This window comes from Streptomyces sp. NPDC088254, assembly GCF_044740925.1.
In the GTDB taxonomy this organism is placed as follows: Bacteria; Actinomycetota; Actinomycetes; order Streptomycetales; family Streptomycetaceae; genus Streptomyces.
The window spans coordinates 436,978-457,332 of record NZ_JBIURQ010000002.1 but is presented as its reverse complement, the minus strand read 5'-3'; the positions used below and the strand labels follow the sequence as shown (position 1 = coordinate 457,332).

At 73.0% G+C, this 20,355-nt stretch carries 18 protein-coding genes and 1 pseudogene; 11 read left to right on the top strand and 8 right to left on the bottom strand.

Going from position 1 to position 20,355, the window contains the following annotated elements; translation table 11 throughout:
- Positions 1–77: 77 nt before the first annotated feature.
- The 5 genes from ACIOC0_RS08900 to paaA are packed head-to-tail and all read right to left on the bottom strand — an operon-like array spanning position 78 to position 3,727.
- Positions 78–1,145, bottom strand: a complete 1,068-nt coding sequence (locus ACIOC0_RS08900; protein WP_402153908.1) for a 2Fe-2S iron-sulfur cluster-binding protein — start codon at positions 1,143–1,145, stop codon at positions 78–80.
- A complete protein-coding gene (gene paaD / locus ACIOC0_RS08895; RefSeq protein WP_402153906.1) occupies positions 1,145–1,684 on the bottom strand; it encodes a 1,2-phenylacetyl-CoA epoxidase subunit PaaD in 540 nt (179 codons plus the stop codon). The genes ACIOC0_RS08900 and paaD overlap by 1 nt, the downstream gene beginning before the upstream one ends.
- The gene (gene paaC, locus ACIOC0_RS08890) at positions 1,678–2,418 is read right to left on the bottom strand and encodes a 1,2-phenylacetyl-CoA epoxidase subunit PaaC (RefSeq protein WP_402153904.1); all 741 of its coding nucleotides are present in this window, start codon (positions 2,416–2,418) and stop codon (positions 1,678–1,680) included. The genes paaD and paaC overlap by 7 nt, the downstream gene beginning before the upstream one ends.
- Positions 2,415–2,702 (bottom strand): 1,2-phenylacetyl-CoA epoxidase subunit PaaB, encoded by a 288-nt coding sequence (paaB, locus tag ACIOC0_RS08885; RefSeq protein ID WP_130439069.1) that lies wholly within the window; start codon positions 2,700–2,702, stop codon positions 2,415–2,417. Before paaB ends, paaC begins: the two co-directional genes overlap by 4 nt.
- Positions 2,699–3,727 (bottom strand): 1,2-phenylacetyl-CoA epoxidase subunit PaaA, encoded by a 1,029-nt coding sequence (gene paaA, locus ACIOC0_RS08880; protein WP_351089936.1) that lies wholly within the window; start codon positions 3,725–3,727, stop codon positions 2,699–2,701. Before paaA ends, paaB begins: the two co-directional genes overlap by 4 nt.
- 355 nt (positions 3,728–4,082) lie before the next feature.
- On the opposite strand from paaA, the gene ACIOC0_RS08875 reads away from it, so the two are divergent.
- Genes ACIOC0_RS08875 through ACIOC0_RS08865 form a run of 3 tightly spaced genes read left to right on the top strand, consistent with a single transcriptional unit; the run spans position 4,083 to position 7,059 of the window.
- Positions 4,083–5,081 (top strand): DUF5819 family protein, encoded by a 999-nt coding sequence (locus tag ACIOC0_RS08875; RefSeq protein WP_402153902.1) that lies wholly within the window; start codon positions 4,083–4,085, stop codon positions 5,079–5,081.
- Positions 5,078–6,295 carry an HTTM domain-containing protein gene (locus ACIOC0_RS08870; RefSeq protein WP_402153900.1) on the top strand — a complete coding sequence of 406 codons (1,218 nt, stop codon included), beginning with the start codon at positions 5,078–5,080 and terminating at the stop codon, positions 6,293–6,295. The genes ACIOC0_RS08875 and ACIOC0_RS08870 overlap by 4 nt, the downstream gene beginning before the upstream one ends.
- The gene (locus tag ACIOC0_RS08865) at positions 6,292–7,059 is read left to right on the top strand and encodes a TrmH family RNA methyltransferase (RefSeq protein ID WP_402153898.1); all 768 of its coding nucleotides are present in this window, start codon (positions 6,292–6,294) and stop codon (positions 7,057–7,059) included. Before ACIOC0_RS08870 ends, ACIOC0_RS08865 begins: the two co-directional genes overlap by 4 nt.
- 23 nt (positions 7,060–7,082) lie before the next feature.
- On the opposite strand, the gene paaN is transcribed toward ACIOC0_RS08865, so the two are convergent.
- On the bottom strand, positions 7,083–8,789 hold the full coding sequence (gene paaN, locus ACIOC0_RS08860; protein ID WP_402153896.1) for a phenylacetic acid degradation protein PaaN: 1,707 nt from the start codon (positions 8,787–8,789) through the stop codon (positions 7,083–7,085).
- A 170-nt stretch (positions 8,790–8,959) separates the two neighbouring features.
- On the opposite strand from paaN, the gene ACIOC0_RS08855 reads away from it, so the two are divergent.
- Complete coding sequence (locus tag ACIOC0_RS08855) at positions 8,960–10,474, top strand: 3-hydroxyacyl-CoA dehydrogenase (protein ID WP_402153894.1); 1,515 nt, start codon at positions 8,960–8,962, stop codon at positions 10,472–10,474.
- Complete coding sequence (locus tag ACIOC0_RS08850) at positions 10,471–11,070, top strand: TetR/AcrR family transcriptional regulator (protein WP_402153892.1); 600 nt, start codon at positions 10,471–10,473, stop codon at positions 11,068–11,070. Before ACIOC0_RS08855 ends, ACIOC0_RS08850 begins: the two co-directional genes overlap by 4 nt.
- Before the next feature lie 495 nt (positions 11,071–11,565).
- On the opposite strand, the gene ACIOC0_RS08845 is transcribed toward ACIOC0_RS08850, so the two are convergent.
- A complete protein-coding gene (locus tag ACIOC0_RS08845) occupies positions 11,566–12,117 on the bottom strand; it encodes an Lrp/AsnC family transcriptional regulator (RefSeq protein ID WP_402154366.1) in 552 nt (183 codons plus the stop codon).
- 189 nt (positions 12,118–12,306) lie between these two features.
- Between ACIOC0_RS08845 and pdhA the strand changes: the two genes are divergently transcribed.
- Genes pdhA through ACIOC0_RS08820 form a run of 5 tightly spaced genes read left to right on the top strand, consistent with a single transcriptional unit; the run spans position 12,307 to position 18,297 of the window.
- Positions 12,307–13,440 carry a pyruvate dehydrogenase (acetyl-transferring) E1 component subunit alpha gene (pdhA, locus tag ACIOC0_RS08840; protein WP_351089956.1) on the top strand — a complete coding sequence of 378 codons (1,134 nt, stop codon included), beginning with the start codon at positions 12,307–12,309 and terminating at the stop codon, positions 13,438–13,440.
- A complete protein-coding gene (locus ACIOC0_RS08835; protein WP_402153890.1) occupies positions 13,440–14,444 on the top strand; it encodes an alpha-ketoacid dehydrogenase subunit beta in 1,005 nt (334 codons plus the stop codon). The genes pdhA and ACIOC0_RS08835 overlap by 1 nt, the downstream gene beginning before the upstream one ends.
- Entirely contained in the window at positions 14,444–15,811 is a 1,368-nt protein-coding gene (locus ACIOC0_RS08830) for a dihydrolipoamide acetyltransferase family protein (RefSeq protein WP_402153888.1), read from the top strand. Before ACIOC0_RS08835 ends, ACIOC0_RS08830 begins: the two co-directional genes overlap by 1 nt.
- Before the next feature lie 57 nt (positions 15,812–15,868).
- Positions 15,869–16,864: an NTP transferase domain-containing protein gene (locus ACIOC0_RS08825; RefSeq protein WP_402153886.1), complete on the top strand. Its 996-nt coding sequence runs from the start codon at positions 15,869–15,871 to the stop codon at positions 16,862–16,864.
- Entirely contained in the window at positions 16,861–18,297 is a 1,437-nt protein-coding gene (locus ACIOC0_RS08820) for a molybdopterin molybdotransferase MoeA (protein ID WP_402153884.1), read from the top strand. The genes ACIOC0_RS08825 and ACIOC0_RS08820 overlap by 4 nt, the downstream gene beginning before the upstream one ends.
- Before the next feature lie 138 nt (positions 18,298–18,435).
- On the opposite strand, the gene ACIOC0_RS08815 is transcribed toward ACIOC0_RS08820, so the two are convergent.
- The gene (locus tag ACIOC0_RS08815) at positions 18,436–19,554 is read right to left on the bottom strand and encodes a potassium channel family protein (protein WP_402153883.1); all 1,119 of its coding nucleotides are present in this window, start codon (positions 19,552–19,554) and stop codon (positions 18,436–18,438) included.
- A gap of 114 nt (positions 19,555–19,668) precedes the next feature.
- Between ACIOC0_RS08815 and ACIOC0_RS08810 the strand changes: the two are divergent.
- A pseudogene (locus tag ACIOC0_RS08810) lies at positions 19,669–20,328 on the top strand (potassium channel family protein); the annotation flags it as partial.
- Between the last annotated feature and the right edge of the window lie 27 nt (positions 20,329–20,355).

Genomic DNA, 20,355 nt, shown 5'->3' with positions numbered 1-20,355 from the left:
CTGACGGAGCGTCAAGATAGAACAGGTTCTAGAAGAAGGGAACCGGTCTCCCGCCGTCGGCCCGGCTTCACCCTCGCTCAGCGGTCGAAGTCGACCTCCACCGCCTCGGTCAGCGGATGCGACTGGCACGCCAGGACATAGCCGGCCTCCGTCTCCTCCGGCTCCAGGGCGAAGTTGCGGTTCATACGCACCTCGCCCGACACCAGGAAGGCCCGGCAGGTGCCGCACACCCCGCCCTTGCACGCGTAGGGGGCGTCGGGCCGGTTGCGCAGGACCGTCTCCAGCAGCGACTCCCCTTCCCGCACGGGCCAGCTGCCGCCGCGGCCGTCGAGACGGGCGGTCACGGTGCTGTGCGCGGGAGCGCCCGCCGTCGCGCCGGGCGCCGCCGCCGTGACATCGACGTGGAAGATCTCCTCGTGGATGCGGGAGCGGGGGACGCCGATCTCCCGCAGCGCCTGTTCCGCGCCCTGGACCAGTCCGAAGGGCCCGCACAGGAACCATCCGGCCACGTCCGCCACCGGCAGCAGCGACGGCAGCAGACGCGCCAGCCGCTCCCGGTCCAGCCGCCCGGACGGCAGCCCGGCCTGCTGTTCCTCCCGGGAGAGAACGGTGACCAGTTGCAACCGCTCCGGGTACCGGTCCTTCAGATCGGCGACCTCGTCCAGGAACATCGTGGAGGCGGCCGTGCGGTCGCTGCGGATCAGGCAGAACCGGGCGGCGGGTTCGCGCGCGAGCAGGGTGGAGACGATCGACAGCACAGGGGTGATGCCGCTGCCGCCGACCACGGCCGCGTACAGACCGGGCGCGGGGTCGAGGGTGAACCGGCCGGCCGGCGTCATCACCTCCAGTGCGTCGCCGACGGCGATCTCCTTGAGCGCGTACGTCGAGAAGGCGCCGCCGTCGACCAGTCGCACCCCCACCCGCAGGGTGTGCGGGCCGTCGCCGCCGGGGTCGGGCGCGGGGGAGCAGATCGAGTACGTCCGCCGGACCTCGGTCCCGTCGGCCCGGCGCCGCAGGGCGAGATGCTGGCCCGGCGCGTGCCGGTACTCCGCGCGCAGTTCGGCGGGGACCGCGAAGGTGAGGGCGACGGAGTCGTCGGTGAGCCGGTCCACCGCGGCCACGGGGAGCGGGTGGAAGCGGGCCATCACAACTCCTTGAAGTGGTCGAAGGGTTCACGGCAGGCGAGGCAGCGGCGCAGCGCCTTGCAGGCGGTGGAGGAGAAGCGGCTGAGCAGTTCGGTGTCGGCGGAGCCGCAGTGCGGGCAGCGCACGGGGTCGTCGTCCGGGGCTGCTCCGCTGGTCGTCGTCCGGGTCGGGCCGAGGGACAGCGTGACCGGCTCCGCAGTCGTCCTGGTGCGTGGGGGCGCGATGCCGAACTCGCTGAGTTTGCGGCGGCCTTCGGCGGAGATGTCGTCCGTGGACCATGCGGGCGTGAGTACCGTGCGCACGGTGACCTCGCGCACGCCGTGCTCGCGCAGCACCCGCTCGATGTCCTCCGACATCGCCTCCACGGCCGGGCAGCCGGTGTAGGTCGGGGTCAGTTCCACCTCCACGGCGTCCGCGGCGCGTACGTGCACCGCGCGCACCACGCCGAGCTCTTGGAGGGTGAGGACGGGCAGTTCGGGGTCGGGTACCGATCCGGCGACGGCGAGGAGTTCCGCTTCCAGCGGCGTGAGCGTCACCATGACGCCCCCGGGTGGCTGCGGTGCAGGTGCTGCATCTCGGCGAGCATCCGCCCGAAGGACTCGGTGTGCACACCCTGGCGGCCCGCGCCGGCGCTCCACGCTCCGGTGCGCGCGCCCTCGGGCAGGGCGAGTCCCGCCCGGCGCAGAACGTCCCCGACCGATTCCAGCCAGGCCGCTTCCAGGGCCGTCCGGTCGGCGTCGACGCCCTCCACCGGCTGGAACAGCTCTCCGGTGAACCGCCACAGCGCCGCGCACGCCCGCCGCATCCGCTCGTGGCTGAGCTCGGTGCCGTCACCGAGCCGCAGCGTCCACTGCTCGGCGTGGTCGCGGTGGTAGGCGACCTCCTTGACGGCCTTCGCGGCGAGCCCGGCGAACGGGCCATCTGAGGTGGCCAGTTGGGCGTACAGCAGGTGCTGGTAGGTGGAGAAGTACAGCTGGCGGGCGATGGTGTGGGCGAAGTCGCCGTTGGGCTGTTCGACCAACTGCAGGTTGCGGAAGGCACGTTCCTCGCGCAGGTAGGCGAGATCGTCCTCGTCGCCGGCCATCGACAGCAGGACGCGGGCCTGGCCCAGCAGGTCCAGCGCGATGTTGGCGAGGGCCACCTCCTCCTCCAGCACGGGGGCGCGGCCCATCCACTCCCCCAGGCGGTGGGAGAGCACCAGGGCGTCGTCACCCAGGGCGAGGGCCGCCGCCGTGACCGAGCCCGGCGTCCGAGTTTTCCCGGTTGCGGTCACAGGTGCTTCACCCCTTCCGGGATCTCGTAGAACGTCGGGTGCCGGTACGGCTTGTCGGCGGCCGGCTCGAAGAACGGGTCCTTCTCGTCCGGCGAGGAGGCGGTGATCGCGGTGGACGGCACCACCCAGATCGAGACGCCCTCGCCGCGCCGGGTGTACAGGTCGCGGGCGTTGCGCAGGGCGAACTCCGCGTCCGGCGCGTGCAGGCTGCCGGCGTGGGTGTGGGAGAGGCCGCGCCGGGAGCGCACGAAGACCTCCCAGAGGGGCCAGTCGGTGTTCGTCATGCCTGCTCCACTCCCGCTCCGCGGCCGGTGGCCCCGCCGCTGTGCCTGGCCGCGTGGGCCGCGGCCGCCTCCCGTACCCAGGCGCCCTCGTCGTGGGCCCGCCTTCGCTGGACGATCCGCTGTTCGTTGCACGGGCCGTTGCCCTTGAGGACCTCCTTGAACTCCGTCCAGTCGATCGGGCCGAAGTCGTGGTGTCCCCGCTCCTCGTTCCACTTCAGGTCCGGGTCGGGGAGCGTGAGCCCCAGGGACTCCGCCTGCGGGACGCAGATGTCGACGAAGCGCTGGCGCAGTTCGTCGTTGGAGTGCCGTTTGATCTTCCAGGCCATCGACTGCGCGGAGTGCGCCGACTCGTCGTCGGGCGGGCCGAACATCATCAGCGAGGGCCACCACCAGCGGTCGACCGCGTCCTGCGCCATCGCGTGCTGCTCCGGGGTGCCGCGGCTGAGGGCGAGCAGAAGCTCGTAGCCCTGGCGCTGGTGGAAGGACTCCTCCTTGCAGATGCGGACCATCGCGCGCGCGTACGGGCCGTAGGAGCAGCGGCACAGGGGCACCTGGTTGGTGATCGCGGCGCCGTCGACGAGCCAGCCGATCGCGCCCACGTCGGCCCAGGTCAGCGTGGGGTAGTTGAAGATCGAGGAGTACTTCTGGCGGCCGGTGTGCAGCTTGTCGAGCAGTTCGTCGCGGCCGACGCCCAGGGTCTCGGCCGCGCTGTACAGATACAGCCCGTGCCCCGCCTCGTCCTGGACCTTCGCCATCAGGATGGCCTTGCGGCGCAGTGAGGGCGCGCGCGTGATCCAGTTCGCCTCCGGCTGCATGCCGATGATCTCGGAGTGGGCGTGCTGGGCGATCTGGCGGACCAGCGTGGCGCGGTAGGCGTCGGGCATCCAGTCGCGCGGCTCGATCCGCTCGTCCGCGGACACGGCGGCGTCGAAGACGCGCTGGTAGGCGTCCTCGTCGACCGCGCCGTCCTGGGCGCCGTGCTGTGTACGGGCCGGCTGGTGCGCGGCTGCGGCTGCTGTCGCCATGCGGTCCCCCTCGACCTTGGGCTCTGCCCGAGCCTCTCCCGACCGATCGTTCGGTCCGTGCGATTCCATGGTGGGACGGCCGTCGTAAGGTGTCAACCGCTGTGGAAAACTCGCCGGCCGGCCTGTGGACAACCGGCTAGGGCGCCGATGACGGCGGCTTGCGGCGCTCTCCGCCGTGCCGGTCGGGACAAGGGGGAGGGCTGCGCGGCCCCGGAAGGGCTGAGTACCGTTCGTGCGACGACTGTGCGACGGGCGTGCGAAGGCCGTCCGGATGTACGTGGCCGGGACGCGAAACGCCCGGCGGCGCGTACCGGCGGCCGGCCGAGGCACGGCAGGGCGGTCGGAAGACGGACGGATGAAGACGGACGGATCCGGGGAACGGGGCGGAATGGACGCGTACGACGGAGGCACCGACGCCCCACGGGAGGCGGAGGCGTCCCGTGGGCCGGACACCAGTCCGCCTCCCGGCGAGGGGCCGCGGGCGACGGGCTCCGTGCCCCGCCCGCGCGCCGAGGCCCCCGGCGGCGGCCCGGCCCCGGACAGCGAGCCCACGGACCGGCCCGGCTCCCCCGAGCCCGTGGCGGGCGGCCCGGGCGCAGACTCGCCAGGCACCGTCCGCTCCGCTGCTCCCGTTGCCCACGCCGGTTCTGACGGATCTGACGGCGTCCCCGTCGGGCACGGTCCCGCCGCGGCGGACCCCGGTCCGCGCGCCGGCGTCGCGGCTCTGTCGACCCGCTACCGGATAGCCGCCGCCCTGGCGGTCGCCGTCGTGGCGGTCGCCGTCTGCGTCCACGTCGGCATGGTGTTCCTGCACGTCGCACCCGCCAACACGGTCACCAAGACGCACGGCGAGGCGGTCGACGACTGGGTCTACCCGGAGTTCGAGCAGAACTGGAAGCTGTTCGCCCCGAACCCGCTCCAGCAGAACATCGCCGTCCAGGTCCGCGCCGACATACGCACCGCGGGCGGTGAGAGGCGGACCACCGGCTGGTACGACCTGTCCGCCCAGGACGGCCGCGACATAGACGGCAACCTGCTGCCGAGCCACACCCAGCAGAACGAACTGCGCCGGGCCTGGGACTTCTACACCGGTTCCCACGACGCCGAGAACCGTTCGGTGAGCACGCGCAGCGCGCTGTCGGAGTCCTACCTGCGCCGCATCGTCGTCCTGCGCCTGGACCGCGGCGGCGCGGCCGGAGAGGGCGGCGTCGTCGAGCGCGTCCAGGTCCGCTCCAGGACCACCGACGTGCGGGCGCCCGGCTGGAGTGGCGAGAAGACGTCGTCGGGCGCGGCGTACCGCGTCCTGCCCTGGTGGCCGGTGGAGGCCGCCGACACCGCGGGAGGCGCGCAGTGAACCGGTTCACCCAAGCGGCGTCCGCCGCACTCGCGCGCGTGACCGGAGCGGCGCTCGGTCCCTACCAGAGCGCGGTGGTCCGGATCGGCTTCAGCCTCACCTGGCTGCTGTTCCTGCTGCGCGAGCTTCCCCACCGCGGGGAGCTCTACGGCCCCGACGGTCCCTGGAGCTGGCAGCTGGCCCGGCGGCTGATCGACGAGAACGGCGCGTTCACGGCCCTCATGTGGTCGGAGGGACGGGTCTGGTTCGAGACCGTGTACGCGCTGGCGGTGCTGGCGAGCGTGCTGCTGCTGCTCGGCTGGCGCACCCGCACCGCCTCCGTGCTCTTCATGATCGGCGTGCTCTCGCTGCAGAACCGCAGCATCTTCATGGGCGACGGCGGCGACAACGTCCTGCACCTGATGTCGATCTACCTCGTGTTCACGCGCTGCGCCCAGGTGTGGTCCCTGGACGCCCGCCGGGCGCGGCGCACGGAGGCGGCACACGCGCGTGGGGAGCGGGTCACCGACCGGATCGGGCCCGCGCTGTGGGGCGTGCTCGGGTCCGCGCTGGTCGCCGTGACCGCGGCGGGCCGTCTCGACGGCGATCCGACCGTGCCGGTGATCCTCTGGGCGGTGTGGATCGCGCAGGGCCTGTGGTGGGCCGTGGGGCGCCTGGGGAAGACCTCCCAGCCCCGGATCCTGCTGGACGTCGTCGCCGACGTCCTGCACAACGGCGCCCTGTTCGTGATCATGGCCGAGGCCTGTCTGATCTACGCGACCGCCGGCTGGTACAAGATCCAGGGATCGCGCTGGCAGGACGGCACCGCCGTCTACTACCCGCTGCACCTGGACTACTTCTCCCCCTGGCCGGCGCTCGCGGACCTGCTGTCCGCCAGCGGCACCATGGTGATGCTCGTGACCTACGGGACGGTCGTCGTGCAGGTCGCCTTCCCGTTCACGCTGTTCAACCGGCGCGTGAAGAACGTCCTGCTCGCGGTGATGATGGCCGAGCACGCGGTGATCGCCGTCGTCCTGGGACTGCCGTTCTTCTCCCTTGCGATGATCGCGGCGGACGCGGTCTTCCTGTCGACGCCGTTCCTGCGCCGTCTCGGCGGCTGGGCGGCACGCGTGCGTGAGGCGATGACCTCGAGCGGCGGGGCCTCGGTGCCCGCTCAGCGGGGCCCGCACACGGCCGAGGAGGCCGAAGAACGCCGCGTAGGCTTCACGGCATGACCGACCCCGACCCTCTCGGCGGCCTGCTCGGCCGGTGGCGGCGGCTCGCCGAGACCTGCGTGCTGCTCGACGGCTTCCACGCCCTCAAGCACGCTGTGCGCTTCGGGGCCGACGTCACGGCGGCGGTCGCCGTCGACCGTCGGGCGGCGCTCGCCCTGGCCGACGAACTCGCCCCCGACGTCCGGGGGGCCCTGGACGCGCTCCTCACCGAGGTGCCCGAGGCGGCCTACGCCTCGCTGGTGCCGCGCCGGCATCCCACCGCCGTGGCCGCGCTGGCCGTACGTCCCGCGCGCGAGGCGAACCTGCGCGCGCTGGCCCGGGAGCCGCGCAGCGCGCCCGTCGTGGTCCTCGACGAACCGCGCAACCTGGGCAACGCGGGAGCGGTGATCCGGCTGGCCGCCGGCTTCGGGGCGACCGGGGTGGTCACCACCGGCACGCTCGACCCCTGGCATCCGACCGTCGTGCGCGGTGGCGCGGGACTGCACTTCGCGACCGCCGTGGAACGGCTGAGCGTCGAGGAGCTGCCGCCCGGACCGGTGTTCGCGCTGGACCCGGAGGGCGAGGACGTCCGGGGCGTCAAGCTCCCGGACGACGCCGTGCTCGCCTTCGGCTCGGAGCGCAGCGGGCTGTCCGGCGCGCTGCGCGCGCGTGCCGACCATCTCCTCGCGCTGCCGATGCGGCCCCAGGTCTCCAGCTACAACCTCGCGACCAGCGTGGCCATGACGCTGTATCACTGGAGCGCGGGGCCGCACGGCACCGCTTGAGGGAGGGCTCCCTCAGGGGCTGCTCAGGCCTCCCTGCGCACCTCGACGACCCGGAAGCGGTTGGCCACGAAGGCCCCGTCGCACAGTGCGGCGTTGGCCGCCGGGTTGCCGCCCGAGCCGTGGAAGTCGGAGAACGCGGCCGTCTGGTTGACGTAGACCCCGCCGGTGAGGTTCAGGGACAGCTGGGCGGCCTCCTCCAGGCAGACCTCCTGGATGCCCTGCTCGACCTCCTCGTCGGTGGTGTACGCGCCGACCGTCATCGCGCCCTTCTCGCGGATGGTGTGCCGCAGCAGGTCCAGGGCGTCAGCGGCGGAATCGACGGCGACGGCGAAGGAGACCGGCCCGAAGCACTCGCTCAGATAGGCGGGCTCGTCCTCCGCGCCCTCCCAGAACTTCCGCGCGCCGTCCAGCTTGACGATCACGGGGGTGCGCACGACCGCGTCGGGGAACTCCGGGTTGGCGACCTCGCGGGAGGCGAGCGCCACCTCACCCAGGCTCGCCGCGGCCTCCAGGCGGGCCTTGACGTCGGGGTTGACGATGGCGCCCAGCAGGGCGTTGGCCCGGGCGTCGTCGCCCAGGAGTCCGTCGACCGCGCGCGCGAGGTCGGCGACGACCTCGTCGAAGGTCTTGTGGCCCTGGTCGGTGCGGATGCCGTCCCGCGGGATCAGCAGGTTCTGCGGGGTGGTGCACATCTGGCCGCTGTACAGGGACAGCGAGAACGCCAGGTTGGCGAGCATGCCCTTGTAGTCGCCGGTCGACTCCACGAGGACGGTGTTGACGCCGGCCTTCTCGGTGTAGACCTCCGCCTGACGGGCGTTGGCCTCGAGCCAGTCGCCGAAGGAGGTCGAACCGGTGTAGTCGATGATCCTGATCTCGGGCCGCGTGGCCAGCGTCTTCGCGATGCCCTCGCCGGGCCGCTCGGCGGCGAGCGCGACCAGGTCGGCGGCGAAGCCCGCCTCGGCGAGCACCTCGCGCGCGACGCTCACGGTCAGCGCCAGCGGCAGCACCGCGCGCGGGTGCGGTTTGACCAGGACCGCGTTGCCGGTGGCCAGGGAGGCGAACAGGCCCGGGTAGCCGTTCCACGTGGGGAAGGTGTTGCAGCCGATCATCAGCGCGATGCCGCGCGGGACCGGCGTGAACTGCTTGGTGAGGGCGAGCGGTTCCCGCTTGCCCTGCGGCTTCGTCCACTCCGCGGTGTCCGGCGTGCGGACCTGCTCCACGTACGCGTACGCCACGGCTTCCAGGCCGCGGTCACGCGCGTGGGGGCCGCCCGCCTGGAACGCCATCATGAACGCCTGGCCGGAGGTGTGCATGACCGCGTGGGCGAACTCGTGGGTGCGGTCGCTGATCCGCTTGAGGATCTCCAGGCAGACCGCCGCGCGGATCTCCGCGCCCGCGTCCCGCCAGGCGCGCTGTCCGGCCTTCATGGCGGGCAGCAGCACGTCGATGTCCGCGTGCGGGTACGTCACGCCCAGCTCCACGCCGTACGGGGAGACCTCGCCGCCGACCCAGTCGTCCGTGCCGGGCTGGCCGAGGTCGAGGCGGGTGCCCAGGAGGGCGTCGAAGGCGGCCTTGCCGGCCGCCGCGTCCAGACTGCCGTTCTCCCCGTAGGCCTTGGGGTGCTCCGGGTGCGGCGACCAGTACGCGCGGGTGCGGATCGCTTCCAGGGCCTGGTCGAGGGTGGGCCGGTGCTTGGCGATCAGATCGTGTGCGGTGAGTTCGGCGGCCATGGGGGACCAACTCCTCGTCGTGAGAGCTCTTCGTCGAGCTCAGGACCTGGACGGAAACCCTGCGAAGCAGGGACAGGAACGGACGGTCAGAGTTAGAGTAACCGAACGATCGGTCGGGACAAGGGGGTCCGCCGCATCTGTGGACAACGCCGTGCGGGAGGATCGCGCACATGACAGCACTCGACCTCAGCAGCCCCGTGGCCGTCGTCGGCACGGGCACCATGGGGCAGGGCATCGCCCAGGTCGCGCTGGTCGCGGGCCACCCCGTACGGCTGTACGACGCCCTCCCCGGTCGGGCCCGGGAGGCCGCCGGCGCGATCGGCGCCCGACTGGACCGGCTCGTCGAGAAGGACCGGCTCACCGCCGCCGACCGGGACGCCGCCCGCACCCGCCTCACGCCCGTGGACGACCTGACCCAGCTCGCGGACTGCGCCCTGGTCGTCGAGGCCGTCCTGGAGCGCCTGGACGTCAAGCAGGAGCTGTTCAGCGCGCTGGAGGACGTCGTCGGCGACGACTGCCTGCTCGCCACCAACACCTCGTCCCTGTCGGTGACGGCTGTCGGCGGCGCCCTGCGCAATCCGGGCCGCCTCGTGGGCCTGCACTTCTTCAACCCCGCGCCGCTGCTGCCGCTGGTCGAGGTCGTCTCCGGCTTCGCCACCGACGTCACGTCGGCCACGCGCGCGTACGAGACGGCTCGCGCCTGGGGCAAGACACCCGTCGCCTGCGCCGACACCCCCGGCTTCATCGTCAACCGCATCGCGCGGCCCTACTACGCCGAGGCGTTCGCGGTCTACGAGGCGCAGGGCGCCGATCCGGCCACCATCGACGCCGTCCTGCGCGAGTCCGGCGGCTTCAAGATGGGCGCGTTCGAGCTGACCGACCTGATCGGCCAGGACGTCAACGAGTCCGTCACGCACTCCGTCTGGCAGTCCTTCTTCCAGGACGCGCGGTTCACCCCCTCGCTCGCCCAGCGGCGCCTCGTCGAGTCCGGCCGCCTCGGCCGCAAGACCGGCCAGGGCTGGTACGACCACCGTGACGGCGCCGAGCGCCCCGAGCCGCACACCGCGGAGAAGCACCGGCCGCCCGCCTACGTCGTCGCCGAGGGGGATCTGGGGCCCGCCTCGGAGCTGCTGGGGATGATCCGCGAGGCGGGCATCCAGGTCCGCGAGGAGGAAGAGGACCACGGCACCCGGCTGGTCCTGCCCAGCGACGGCGCGCTGGCGCTCGCCGACGGGCAGACGTCCGTGGAGTTCCGCGACGTCGTCTACTTCGACCTGGCCCTGGACTACCGCAAGGCCACCCGGATCGCCCTGTCCGCGTCCCAGGACACCTCGCCGCAGGCCCTGTCCGAGGCGATCGGCCTGTTCCAGGCGCTCGGCAAGGACGTCAGCGTCATCGGCGACGTCCCCGGCATGATCGTCGCCCGCACGGTCGCGCGGATCGTCGACCTCGCGCACGACGCCGTCGCCAAGGGCGTGGCCACCGAGGAGGACATCGACACCGCGATGCGCCTCGGCGTGAACTACCCGCTCGGCCCCTTCGAGTGGAGCCGCAGGCTCGGCCGGGTCTGGGCGCATGACCTGCTGGAGGAGCTGCACCTGCGCGAGCCCTCCGGCCGCTACGCGCCCTCCCTCGCGCTGTACCGCCACGGACATGCCGCCGACACGCGGAGGGGAAGCTCATGACCACGGTCAAGCGCGACACGTACACCCCGGAGACCCTGCTGTCGGTCGCCGTGCAGGTCTTCAACGAGCGCGGCTACGACGGCACCTCCATGGAGAACCTGTCCCGGGCGGCCGGCATCTCCAAGTCGTCGATCTACCACCACGTCGCCGGCAAGGAGGAGCTGCTGCGCCGCGCGGTGAGCCGGGCGCTGGACGGCCTGTTCTCGATCCTCGACGAGGAGCCCGCGCGCGTGGGGCGGGCCGCCGGACGCCTGGAATACGTGGTGCGGCGCATGGTCGAGGTGCTCATAGCCGAGCTGCCCTATGTGACGCTGCTGCTGCGTGTGCGGGGCAACACCGACACCGAGCGGTGGGCGCTGGAGCGGCGGCGGGACTTCGACCACCGGGTCGCCGAGCTGCTGAAGGCGGCCGCCGCCGACGGTGACGTACGGGGCGATGTGGAGGTCCGGCTCGCGACGCGGCTGGTCTTCGGGATGATCAACTCGATCGTCGAGTGGTACCGCCCGGACGGCCGAGGCTCGGGCGAACGCGAGGTGGCGGAAGCGGTGGCCCGGCTGGTGTTCTCGGGGCTGCGCCGGGACCGGGACGGGGTCTGACGGCGGGGCGCGGACCGGGGACGGGGTCTGGCTCCGGGACGCGGGCCGGAAGCGGGGGCTGACCGTGGGGAGCGGGCCGGACGAGGTGGCTGATAGCCGGGAGTCGGCCCTCAGCGGGGTAGACCGGCGGGGAGTCAGGCTCAAGCGGGGTAGGCCGCCGGGAGCCGGCTCGGAGCGGATTCTGACCGCCGGGAGGCGGTCCAAGGCGGGTTTGACTGCCGGGAGTCGGCCCGGTGCGGGTCAGACCGCCGGGTGACGGCTCGGAGCGGGGTCTGACCGCCGGACGGCGGGCCGTGAAGCGAGGGTCTGCCGCCGGAGGCGGTTCAGCGTGGTCTGACCGCCGGGAGTCTGCCCGGGGCGGGCCGGAAGCGGGGGTGAGCGCGGGGCGCCGGCCGGAAGTGTTCGGCCGCCGCGCATCGGTCCGGTGCGGGGCTCGACCGACGTGAGCGGATGCGGAGCGGGGGGCGGCGGGCGGGAGGTGACGCGGGGCCCGCGTCATGCGTCGTGCCGGGGCGTGCCCTGGCCGCCGGGGGCGGGGCGGGTCTGCGGTTCCAGGTCCTCCTCCTCGAAGACCAGCAGCGTGCGCGTGCTGAGCACCTCGGGGATCGCCTGGAGCCGGGTGAGCACCACTTCGCGCAGCGCCCTGTTGTCCGGTGTGTGGACGAGGAGCAACACGTCGAAGTCCCCGCCCACCAGGGCGATGTGGGAGGCGCCGGGTAGCTGCCTGAGCTGCTCGCGCACCGTGCGCCAGGAGTTCTGGACGATCTTCAGCGTGATGTAGGCGGACGTGCCGTGCCCGGCGCGTTCGTGGTCCACGCGCGCGCCGAAGCCACGGATGACGCCGTCCTCGACGAGCCGGTTGATGCGCGCGTAGGCGTTGGCGCGGGAGACGTGCACGCGCTCGGCGACCGACCGTACGGACGCGCGGCCGTCCGCCTGGAGCATCTGCAGGATGTCCTGGTCGATCGTGTCCAGGGGGCGGGGCGGGGGCAACGGGACGGAGTCGTCCGGTCGCGGTGGGACGGCGCTCTCCTGGCCGTCGGCCATTTGTTCAGGTGTCATGTCCCCCCGCCTCTTCGCCGTGGACGTACTGCGTTCATTGCAGGCTGTGGAGAACCGTTTGTCCACAGCCTGAGGGGGCCAGTAGCCAAAATGTGCCGGCGACCGAACAATCGGTAGGTGAGGCGCCTCACAGCCGATGCGCCTGCGTAGCCACTCCTTTCAGGAGGTGCCGTCATGACGGTCATGGAGCAGCGGGGCGCGTACCGGCCTACCCCGCCGCCCGCCTGGCAGCCCCGCACCGACCCGGTGCCGCTGCTGCCAGACGCCGAGCCCTACCGCGTTCTCGGCACGGAAGCGGCCGCGCGGACCGCCCCGGAGCTGCTGCTCCGGCTGTACGCGCAGCTCGTGCGGGGCCGCCGCTACAACGTGCAGGCCACCGCCCTCACCAAGCAGGGCCGTCTCGCCGTCTACCCCTCCAGCACGGGCCAGGAGGCCTGCGAGGTCGCCGCGGCGCTCGTGCTGGAGGAACGGGACTGGCTCTTCCCCAGCTACCGCGACACCCTTGCGGCCGTCGCCCGCGGCGTGGACCCCGTCGAGGCGCTGACCCTGCTGCGCGGCGACTGGCACACCGGCTACGACCCCCACGAGCATCGCGTGGCGCCGCTGTGCACCCCGCTCGCCACCCAGCTACCGCACGCGGTGGGCCTCGCGCACGCCGCCCGCCTCAAGGGCGATGACGTGGTGGCCCTCGCCATGGTCGGCGACGGCGGCACCAGCGAGGGGGACTTCCACGAGGCACTGAACTTCGCCGCCGTCTGGCAGGCGCCGGTCGTCTTCCTGGTCCAGAACAACGGTTTCGCGATCTCCGTGCCGCTCGCCAAGCAGACCGCCGCCCCCTCCCTGGCCCACAAGGCCGTCGGGTACGGCATGCCGGGCCGGCTGGTCGACGGCAACGACGCCGCCGCCGTCCACGAGGTGCTCGGCGAGGCCGTGCGCACCGCGCGCGCGGGCGGCGGCCCGACCCTCGTCGAGGCGGTGACCTACCGCATCGACGCCCACACCAACGCCGACGACGCGACCCGCTACCGTGGCGACGCCGAGGTCGAGACGTGGCGCGAACACGACCCGATCCTGCTGCTGGAACGCGAACTGACCGCGCGGGGGCTGCTCGACGAGGAGACCCGGCAGGCCGCGCGGGACGCCGCCGAGACCATGGCGGCCGACCTGCGCGCCCGCATGAACCAGGACGCGGCGCTGGACCCGATGGACCTGTTCGACCACGTGTACGCCGAGCCCACTCCCCAACTGCGCGAGCAGCGCGCCCTGCTGCGGGCCGAGCTCGAAGCGGAAGAGGAAGGGGCGCGCTGATGACCACCGTCGCCGTCAAACCCGCCACCATGGCGCAGGCCCTCACGCGCGCGTTGCGCGACGCGATGGCCGCCGACCCGTCCGTGCACGTCCTCGGCGAGGACGTCGGCACGCTCGGCGGCGTCTTCCGGGTCACCGACGGACTCGCCGCGGAGTTCGGCGAGGACCGCTGTACGGACACCCCGCTCGCCGAGGCCGGCATCCTCGGCACCGCCGTCGGCATGGCCATGTACGGCCTGCGGCCGGTGGTGGAGATGCAGTTCGACGCCTTCGCCTACCCGGCGTTCGAGCAGCTCATCAGCCATGTCGCCCGGATGCGCAACCGCACCCGCGGCAGCATGCCCCTGCCGATCACCGTCCGCGTCCCCTACGGCGGAGGAATCGGGGGCGTCGAGCACCACAGCGACTCGTCCGAGGCGTACTACATGGCGACTCCGGGGCTCCATGTCGTCACGCCCGCCACCGTCGCCGACGCCTACGGCCTGCTGCGCGCCGCGATCGCCTCCGACGACCCGGTCGTCGTCCTCGAACCCAAGCGCCTGTATTGGTCCAAGGACGCCTGGAACCCGGAGGACCCGCCCGGCGTCGAGCCCATCGGCCGCGCGGTGGTGCGGCGCACGGGCCGGAGCGCCACCCTCATCACCTACGGGCCTTCGGTGCCGGTCTGCCTCGAAGCCGCCGAGGCGGCACAGGCCGAGGGCTGGGACCTCGAAGTCGTCGACCTGCGCTCCCTGGTGCCGTTCGACGACGAGACGGTATGCGCCTCGGTGCGACGGACCGGTCGCGCGGTCGTCGTCCACGAGTCGGGCTCCTTCGCGGGCCCGGGCGGCGAGATCGCGGCCCGGGTCACCGAGCGCTGCTTCCACCACCTGGAGGCGCCGGTGCTGCGCGTGGCCGGGTTCGACATCCCCTACCCGCCGCCGATGCTGGAGCGCCACCACCTGCCCGGCGTCGACCGCGTCCTGGACGCGGTGGCGCGTCTGCAGTGGGAGGCGGGGAACTGATGGCACAGGTGCTGGAGTTCAAGCTGCCCGACCTCGGCGAGGGGCTCACCGAGGCGGAGATCGTGCGCTGGCTGGTCCAGGTCGGCGACGTCGTCGCCGTCGACCAGCCGGTCGTCGAGGTCGAGACGGCCAAGGCGATGGTCGAGGTCCCCTGTCCCTACGGCGGTGTGGTCACCGCCCGCTTCGGCGAGGAGGGCGCCGAACTGCCCGTGGGCGCACCGCTGATCACGGTGGCGGTCGGCGCGCCCTCGTCCGGCGACCAGACCGAGGGATCGGGCAACGTGCTGGTCGGATACGGCACTTCGGAGGCGCCCGCGCGTCGGCGCCGGGTACGGCCGGCTCAACCGGTGCCCGCGGCCGCCCCTTCTCCCCCTGCTCCCTCCCAGCCTGCTGTTTCCTCCCAGCCGGTGACTTCCGGTCCCGCGAGCGGCTCCACGGTGACCGACGGACCGGTGGCGGTCATCTCGCCGCTCGTCCGCCGCCTCGCCCGCGAGAACGGCTTGGACCTGCGGAAGCTGACCGGTTCCGGGCCCGACGGCCTGATCCTGCGCGCCGATGTGGAAGGCGCGCTGCGGGCTGCGCGGGAACGCGGCACCTCGCACGTGGCCCCCGCGCCCGTGCCGGCCCCCGCGTCCACCCCTGCCCCCGCTCCCGCGCTCGCCCCCGCGCCCGCCGGGGCCGGCACCCGGATCCCGCTCAAGGGGATCCGCGGCGCCGTCGCCGACAAGCTCTCCCGCAGCCGGCGGGAGATCCCGGACGCGACCTGCTGGGTGGACGCCGACGCGACGGAGCTGATGCGGGCCAGGGCCGCGATGAACGCGACCGGCGGCCCGAAGATCTCCCTCGTCGCGCTGCTGGCCCGCATCTGCACCGCCGCCCTGGCCCGGTTCCCGGAGCTGAACTCCACGGTCGACCAGGATGCGCGCGAGATCGTCCGGTTCGACCACGTCCACCTCGGGTTCGCCGCGCAGACCGAACGGGGGCTCGTCGTCCCCGTGGTCCGCGACGCCCACGCGCGGGACGCCGAGGGGCTCACCGCCGAGTTCGCCCGCCTGACCGAGACGGCCCGCGCCGGGGGCCTCACCCCGGCCGAACTCACCGGTGGGACGTTCACGCTGAACAACTACGGCGTGTTCGGCGTCGACGGTTCCACACCGATCATCAACCATCCCGAGGCGGCCATGCTGGGCGTCGGCCGGATCGTGCCCAAGCCATGGGTGCACGAGGGCGAGCTCGCGGTGCGCCAGGTCGTACAGCTGTCGCTGACCTTCGACCACCGGGTGTGCGACGGCGGCACGGCGGGCGGCTTCCTGCGCTACGTGGCGGACTGCGTGGAACAGCCGGCGGTGCTGCTGCGCACGCTCTGACCACGGGCGGGACATCCCGCGTTCCCCGTGATCGAGGACCCCGCGCATACTCGGAGGGTGACCTCGATCGAGCCGCCCGTGCATGACGCCGAGCCGCCCGTGCACGACGCCGTCGTGCTCGCCGGCGGCGGCGCCCGCCGCCTCGGCGGCGCGGACAAGCCCGGCGTGCGGGTGGGCGGCCGTGCGCTGCTCGACCGGGTCCTCGCCGCCTGCGCCGGCGCGCGCACGACCGTCGTCGTCGCCGATCCCCGGCCCACCGCCCGCGTCGTGCGGTGGGCCCGGGAGGACCCGCCCGGCGCGGGCCCGGTCGCCGCGCTCGACGCCGGACTGCGCCACACCACCGCCGACCGCGTCGTCGTCCTCTCCGCCGATCTGCCCTTCCTCGGGCCGGACACCGTGCGGCGGCTGCTGGCCACGCTGACGGCGAACGCCGCCGACGGCGTGCTGCTCAGCGACGCCGACGGCCGCGACCAGCCGCTCGTCGCCGCGTACCGCACGGCCGCCCTCCGGCGTGAACTGACCGCGCTCGCACAGACCGGGACGGCCGGCCACGGGCCGTCGTCCGGGGACACCGGCGGGGGCGGCGGCCTCATCGGCCTCCCCCTGCGCCGGCTGACCGCCGGGCTCGACCTCACCCGCGTTCCCGACCCTGTCGCATCCTTCGACTGCGACACCTGGGATGACATCGCCACCGCCAGAGCACGCATCAGGGAGCATGGCCACGTGTTGGATGAATGGATCTCCGCAGTCAAGGACGAGCTGGGCATCGATCTCGACGTCGACACCGGCGCCCTGCTCGACCTCGCCCGGGATGCCGCCCACGGCGTGGCCCGGCCCGCGGCCCCGCTGACCACCTTTCTGGTCGGCTATGCCGCCGCCCGGGCCGGAGGCGGCCCACAAGCCGTCGCCGAAGCCGCCCGCAAGGCCGCAGATCTGGCCGCGCGCTGGGCCGACGAGTCCACGGGCGCGCCCTCGGACGACTCACCGCCTTCCGGTGGCCGCCCCGACGTCGCCCCCGACGCCACGCCCGACACCCGCCCGGACGCCGGATGACCGCCCGCGGGACCCGGGGCGGCCAGGACACGGAGGACCTCGACGAGGACTACGTCGAGGAGGTGCTCGCCCTCGTGAACGAGACGACCGGACACGGTGACAGCCGCGACGCCTACGCATCCCGTGGCTCACGGAAGGCCGAGGATTCCCACCGGCCCCGGGAAGCCCAGGGCGCCCGAGACGCCTCCCACGGGCCCGACCCGTCCCCGGCGCCACCCCACGAGGACCGTCACCGCGCCACCTCCTGGGCCCAGGCCCGCGCCATCGCCGCGCGTGCCGCCCGCCCGGTCGCCGCCCGCCGCACACCCGTCTCCGTCACGCTCGACGACGCTCTCGGCCTCGTGCTGGCCGCTCCGCTGACCGCCCTCACCGACCTGCCCTCCTTCGACAGCTCCGCCATGGACGGCTGGGCGGTCTCCGGACCGGGCCCCTGGGCCGTACAGGACGAGGGTGTCCTCGCCGGACACGCCGAGCCCGCGGCCCTCGCCGACGGCGAGGCCGTCCGCATCGCCACCGGCGCCCGGGTCCCCGCGGGCGCCACGGCTGTACTGCGCAGCGAGCACGGCCGCACCGACGAGAAGGGGCGGTTGCACGCGACCCGCGAGGTCCAGCACGGCCAGGACATCCGTCCGCGCGGCCAGGAGTGCCGCAGCGGTGACCAGTTGCTGTCCGACGGGACCGTGGTGACCCCGGCCGTCCTCGGACTGGCCGCGGCCGCAGGCTACGACACGCTGGCCGCCGTCCCCCGGCCCCGTGTCGAGGTGCTCGTCCTGGGCGACGAGTTGCTCACCGAAGGCCGCCCGCACGACGGTCTGATCCGGGACGCGCTCGGACCGATGCTCCCGCCGTGGCTGCGCGCCCTGGGTGCGGAGATCGTGGCCCTGCGCAGGATCGGCGACGACGAGGAGGCCCTGCACCAGGCCCTCACGACGTCCCCGGCCGACCTGATCGTCACCACCGGCGGCACGGCCGCAGGGCCCGTCGACCATGTCCGCCCCGTCCTGCGCCGCATCGGCGCCGACCTCCTGGTCGACGGCGTCCAGGTGCGCCCCGGCCATCCGATGCTGCTGGCCCGCACCAAGCCCGACCAGCACCTGGTCGGCCTGCCCGGCAACCCCCTGGCGGCCGTCTCCGGCCTTCTCACCCTCGCCGAGCCCTTGCTGCGCATCCTCGTCGGACTCCCGGCGTCGGAGCCGTACACCCTGCCGCTGAGGGAGGCGGTGCACGGGCATCCGTACGACACCCGGATCGTCCCGGTGTTCCTGCGGGGCGACCATGCGGTGCCGCTGCACTACGACGGTCCGGCGATGCTGCGGGGCATCGCGGCGGCCGATGCTCTCGTCGTCGTACCGCAGGGCGGCGCGCGAGCCGGCCAGGAGGTCGAGCTTCTCGATCTGCCCTGGGCGACGGGCATCGCATCCTGCATCAGCTGACGCAGGGGCGTTTCACGTGAAACATGTCGGACCGGGCATCCAGCACGCTTCCGGCCCGACGTCGGTAGGGGGCTGTCCCGGCCGGCGTCAGCCTTGTTTCACGTGAAACCGTGCACCCTCCCGCCACCCAGTCCCGCCTCAGGTCTGCTCGGTGACCACCGCCCGGCTGACCGTGATCACACGGTCTCCTTGGCGCAGTTCCGTGAGCCGTGGGTCGGCGTAGTCGAGGAGTTCCTTGCCGCGCAGGACAGCCACGATCAGGTTCTTGCAGGCGCGCGGATTCTTCCCCGCCTCGTGCTGGGCGACGGGGCGTTCGATGAGGTCGAGGCCGCTGCCGAGGGTCATCAGGTCCTCCAGGATCCTGGCCACGGCGGGACGGACCATGGAGACCCCGAGCAGTCGGCCGGCGGAGCTGGAGCTGGTGACCACGGTGTCCGCTCCGCTCTGCTTGAGCAGCGGCACGTTCTCGTCCTCGCGGGCGGCGGTGACGATCGTGGCACGCCGGTTCAGCTGCCGGGCGGTGAGGGTGACCAGCGCGGCGGTCTCGTCGCGCTGCGGGGCCACGATCACGCGGGCCGCATGGGGGACTTCGGCCTTGAGGAGGGTCTCCTGGCGGGTGGCGTCCCCGGTCACCGACACCAGCCCGTCGTCACCGGCGGCGTGGGCCGCCTTGCGCTGGGCGTCCACCACGACGATGCGCTCCTTGGGAATGCCCTGTCCGACGAGCGTCTCCACGGCGTGCCGGCCCTTAGTGCCGTAGCCGACGACCACGACGTGGTCACGGGTGCGGGTGCGCCAGCGATGGACGCGGACCTGCTGCCGGGTCCGCTCGGTGAGCACTTCGAGCGTGGTGCCGACCAGGATGATCAGGAACAGCACGCGCAGCGGGGTGATGACGAGGATGTTGATGAGCCGGGCCGCGTCACCGACGGGCGTGATGTCGCCGTAGCCGGTGGTGGAGAGGGTCACGGTGGCGTAGTAGGCGGCGTCGAGGAAGTCGACCTGGCCGTCGGAGTTGTCGTTGTAGCCGTCGTGGTCGGCGTAGACGATCAGCGTGGTGACGAACAGGACGAGCAGGGCCAGCGCGAGGCGGCGCAGCACCTGCTGGAGCGGGGGGAGGCCACTGTGCACCGGCATGGTGATGGAGCGGCCCGCCTCCGCGTCGTCGCGGGCCTCGAGGCGCGAGCGGCGGTGCCACAGCGACTTGAAGAGGGAGAGCCGGCTCGTCGTGGCCGGCTGTCGTTCGTGGTCTCGCAACGCGTGCCCCTGTGTGGTGATTCGATCGGTGGGCACCATGGTTCCCGGCGGCCCCACGCCCGTCACCCAGCAACACCCCTTCCCGCAGGCTCGCCCAGCATTCCGGAGGTCCCCTTGCGTGACCACACTGTCGTCGTCGGCTTCGGCACGAAGGGACGGTCCGCGATCCGGACCGCCTGTGCGGCGGGGCTGCGGAAGGAGCAGGTCGTGGTGATCGACCCCGGTGCGAAGGCGATCGCGGCGGCGACGGCCGAGGGCTATGAGGGCGTGGTCGGCGACGCGACCCGCAGCGATGTGCTGCGCAAGGCCGAGGTGCAGCGGGCGGGGCGGATCATCATCGCCACCGATCGGGACGACACGGCGGTCCTCGTGGTGCTGACCGGCCGCCAGCTCAATCCCCGGGCGAAGATCGTGGCCGCGGCGCGCGAGGAGGAGAACGCCCCGCTGCTGAAGCAGTCCGGCGCCGACGAGGTCATCACCAGCGCCGGTGCCGCCGGACGTCTGATGGGGCTGTCCGTGCTCAGCCCCTCGGCCGGAGTGATCATGGACGATCTGATGCGGCAGGGCAGCGGCCTCGACATCGTGGAGCGCCCGGTCACCAAGGCCGAGTCGGGGCGCAGCCCTCGGGAGACGGACGATCTGGTGGTGAGCGTCGTCCGCGGTCACCGGATCCTGGCTTACGACGATCCGGCCGTGAGTGTTCTGGAGCTGACCGACCGTCTGGTCACGATCGTGCGGGTGCCCCCGGAGCGCCCGTCGGCGCCACGCCTCTGAGATCGCGTGAGCGGAGGAGTAGCGTCC

What these genes read in the sequence shown, in the direction of transcription:
- ACIOC0_RS08850 (WP_402153892.1), top strand. Translation starts at nt 10,471, where the DNA reads ATGACCACGGTCAAGCGCGACACGTACACCCCGGAGACCCTGCTGTCG.
- ACIOC0_RS08835 (WP_402153890.1), top strand. Translation starts at nt 13,440, where the DNA reads ATGACCACCGTCGCCGTCAAACCCGCCACCATGGCGCAGGCCCTCACG.
- ACIOC0_RS08845 (WP_402154366.1), bottom strand. Translation starts at nt 12,117, where the DNA reads ATGGCCGACGGCCAGGAGAGCGCCGTCCCACCGCGACCGGACGACTCC.
- paaB (WP_130439069.1), bottom strand. Translation starts at nt 2,702, where the DNA reads ATGACGAACACCGACTGGCCCCTCTGGGAGGTCTTCGTGCGCTCCCGG.
- ACIOC0_RS08830 (WP_402153888.1), top strand. Translation starts at nt 14,444, where the DNA reads ATGGCACAGGTGCTGGAGTTCAAGCTGCCCGACCTCGGCGAGGGGCTC.
- ACIOC0_RS08900 (WP_402153908.1), bottom strand. Translation starts at nt 1,145, where the DNA reads ATGGCCCGCTTCCACCCGCTCCCCGTGGCCGCGGTGGACCGGCTCACC.
- paaA (WP_351089936.1), bottom strand. Translation starts at nt 3,727, where the DNA reads ATGGCGACAGCAGCCGCAGCCGCGCACCAGCCGGCCCGTACACAGCAC.
- ACIOC0_RS08855 (WP_402153894.1), top strand. Translation starts at nt 8,960, where the DNA reads ATGACAGCACTCGACCTCAGCAGCCCCGTGGCCGTCGTCGGCACGGGC.
- ACIOC0_RS08875 (WP_402153902.1), top strand. Translation starts at nt 4,083, where the DNA reads ATGAAGACGGACGGATCCGGGGAACGGGGCGGAATGGACGCGTACGAC.
- paaD (WP_402153906.1), bottom strand. Translation starts at nt 1,684, where the DNA reads ATGGTGACGCTCACGCCGCTGGAAGCGGAACTCCTCGCCGTCGCCGGA.
- ACIOC0_RS08820 (WP_402153884.1), top strand. Translation starts at nt 16,861, where the DNA reads ATGACCGCCCGCGGGACCCGGGGCGGCCAGGACACGGAGGACCTCGAC.
- paaN (WP_402153896.1), bottom strand. Translation starts at nt 8,789, where the DNA reads ATGGCCGCCGAACTCACCGCACACGATCTGATCGCCAAGCACCGGCCC.
- ACIOC0_RS08865 (WP_402153898.1), top strand. Translation starts at nt 6,292, where the DNA reads ATGACCGACCCCGACCCTCTCGGCGGCCTGCTCGGCCGGTGGCGGCGG.
- pdhA (WP_351089956.1), top strand. Translation starts at nt 12,307, where the DNA reads ATGACGGTCATGGAGCAGCGGGGCGCGTACCGGCCTACCCCGCCGCCC.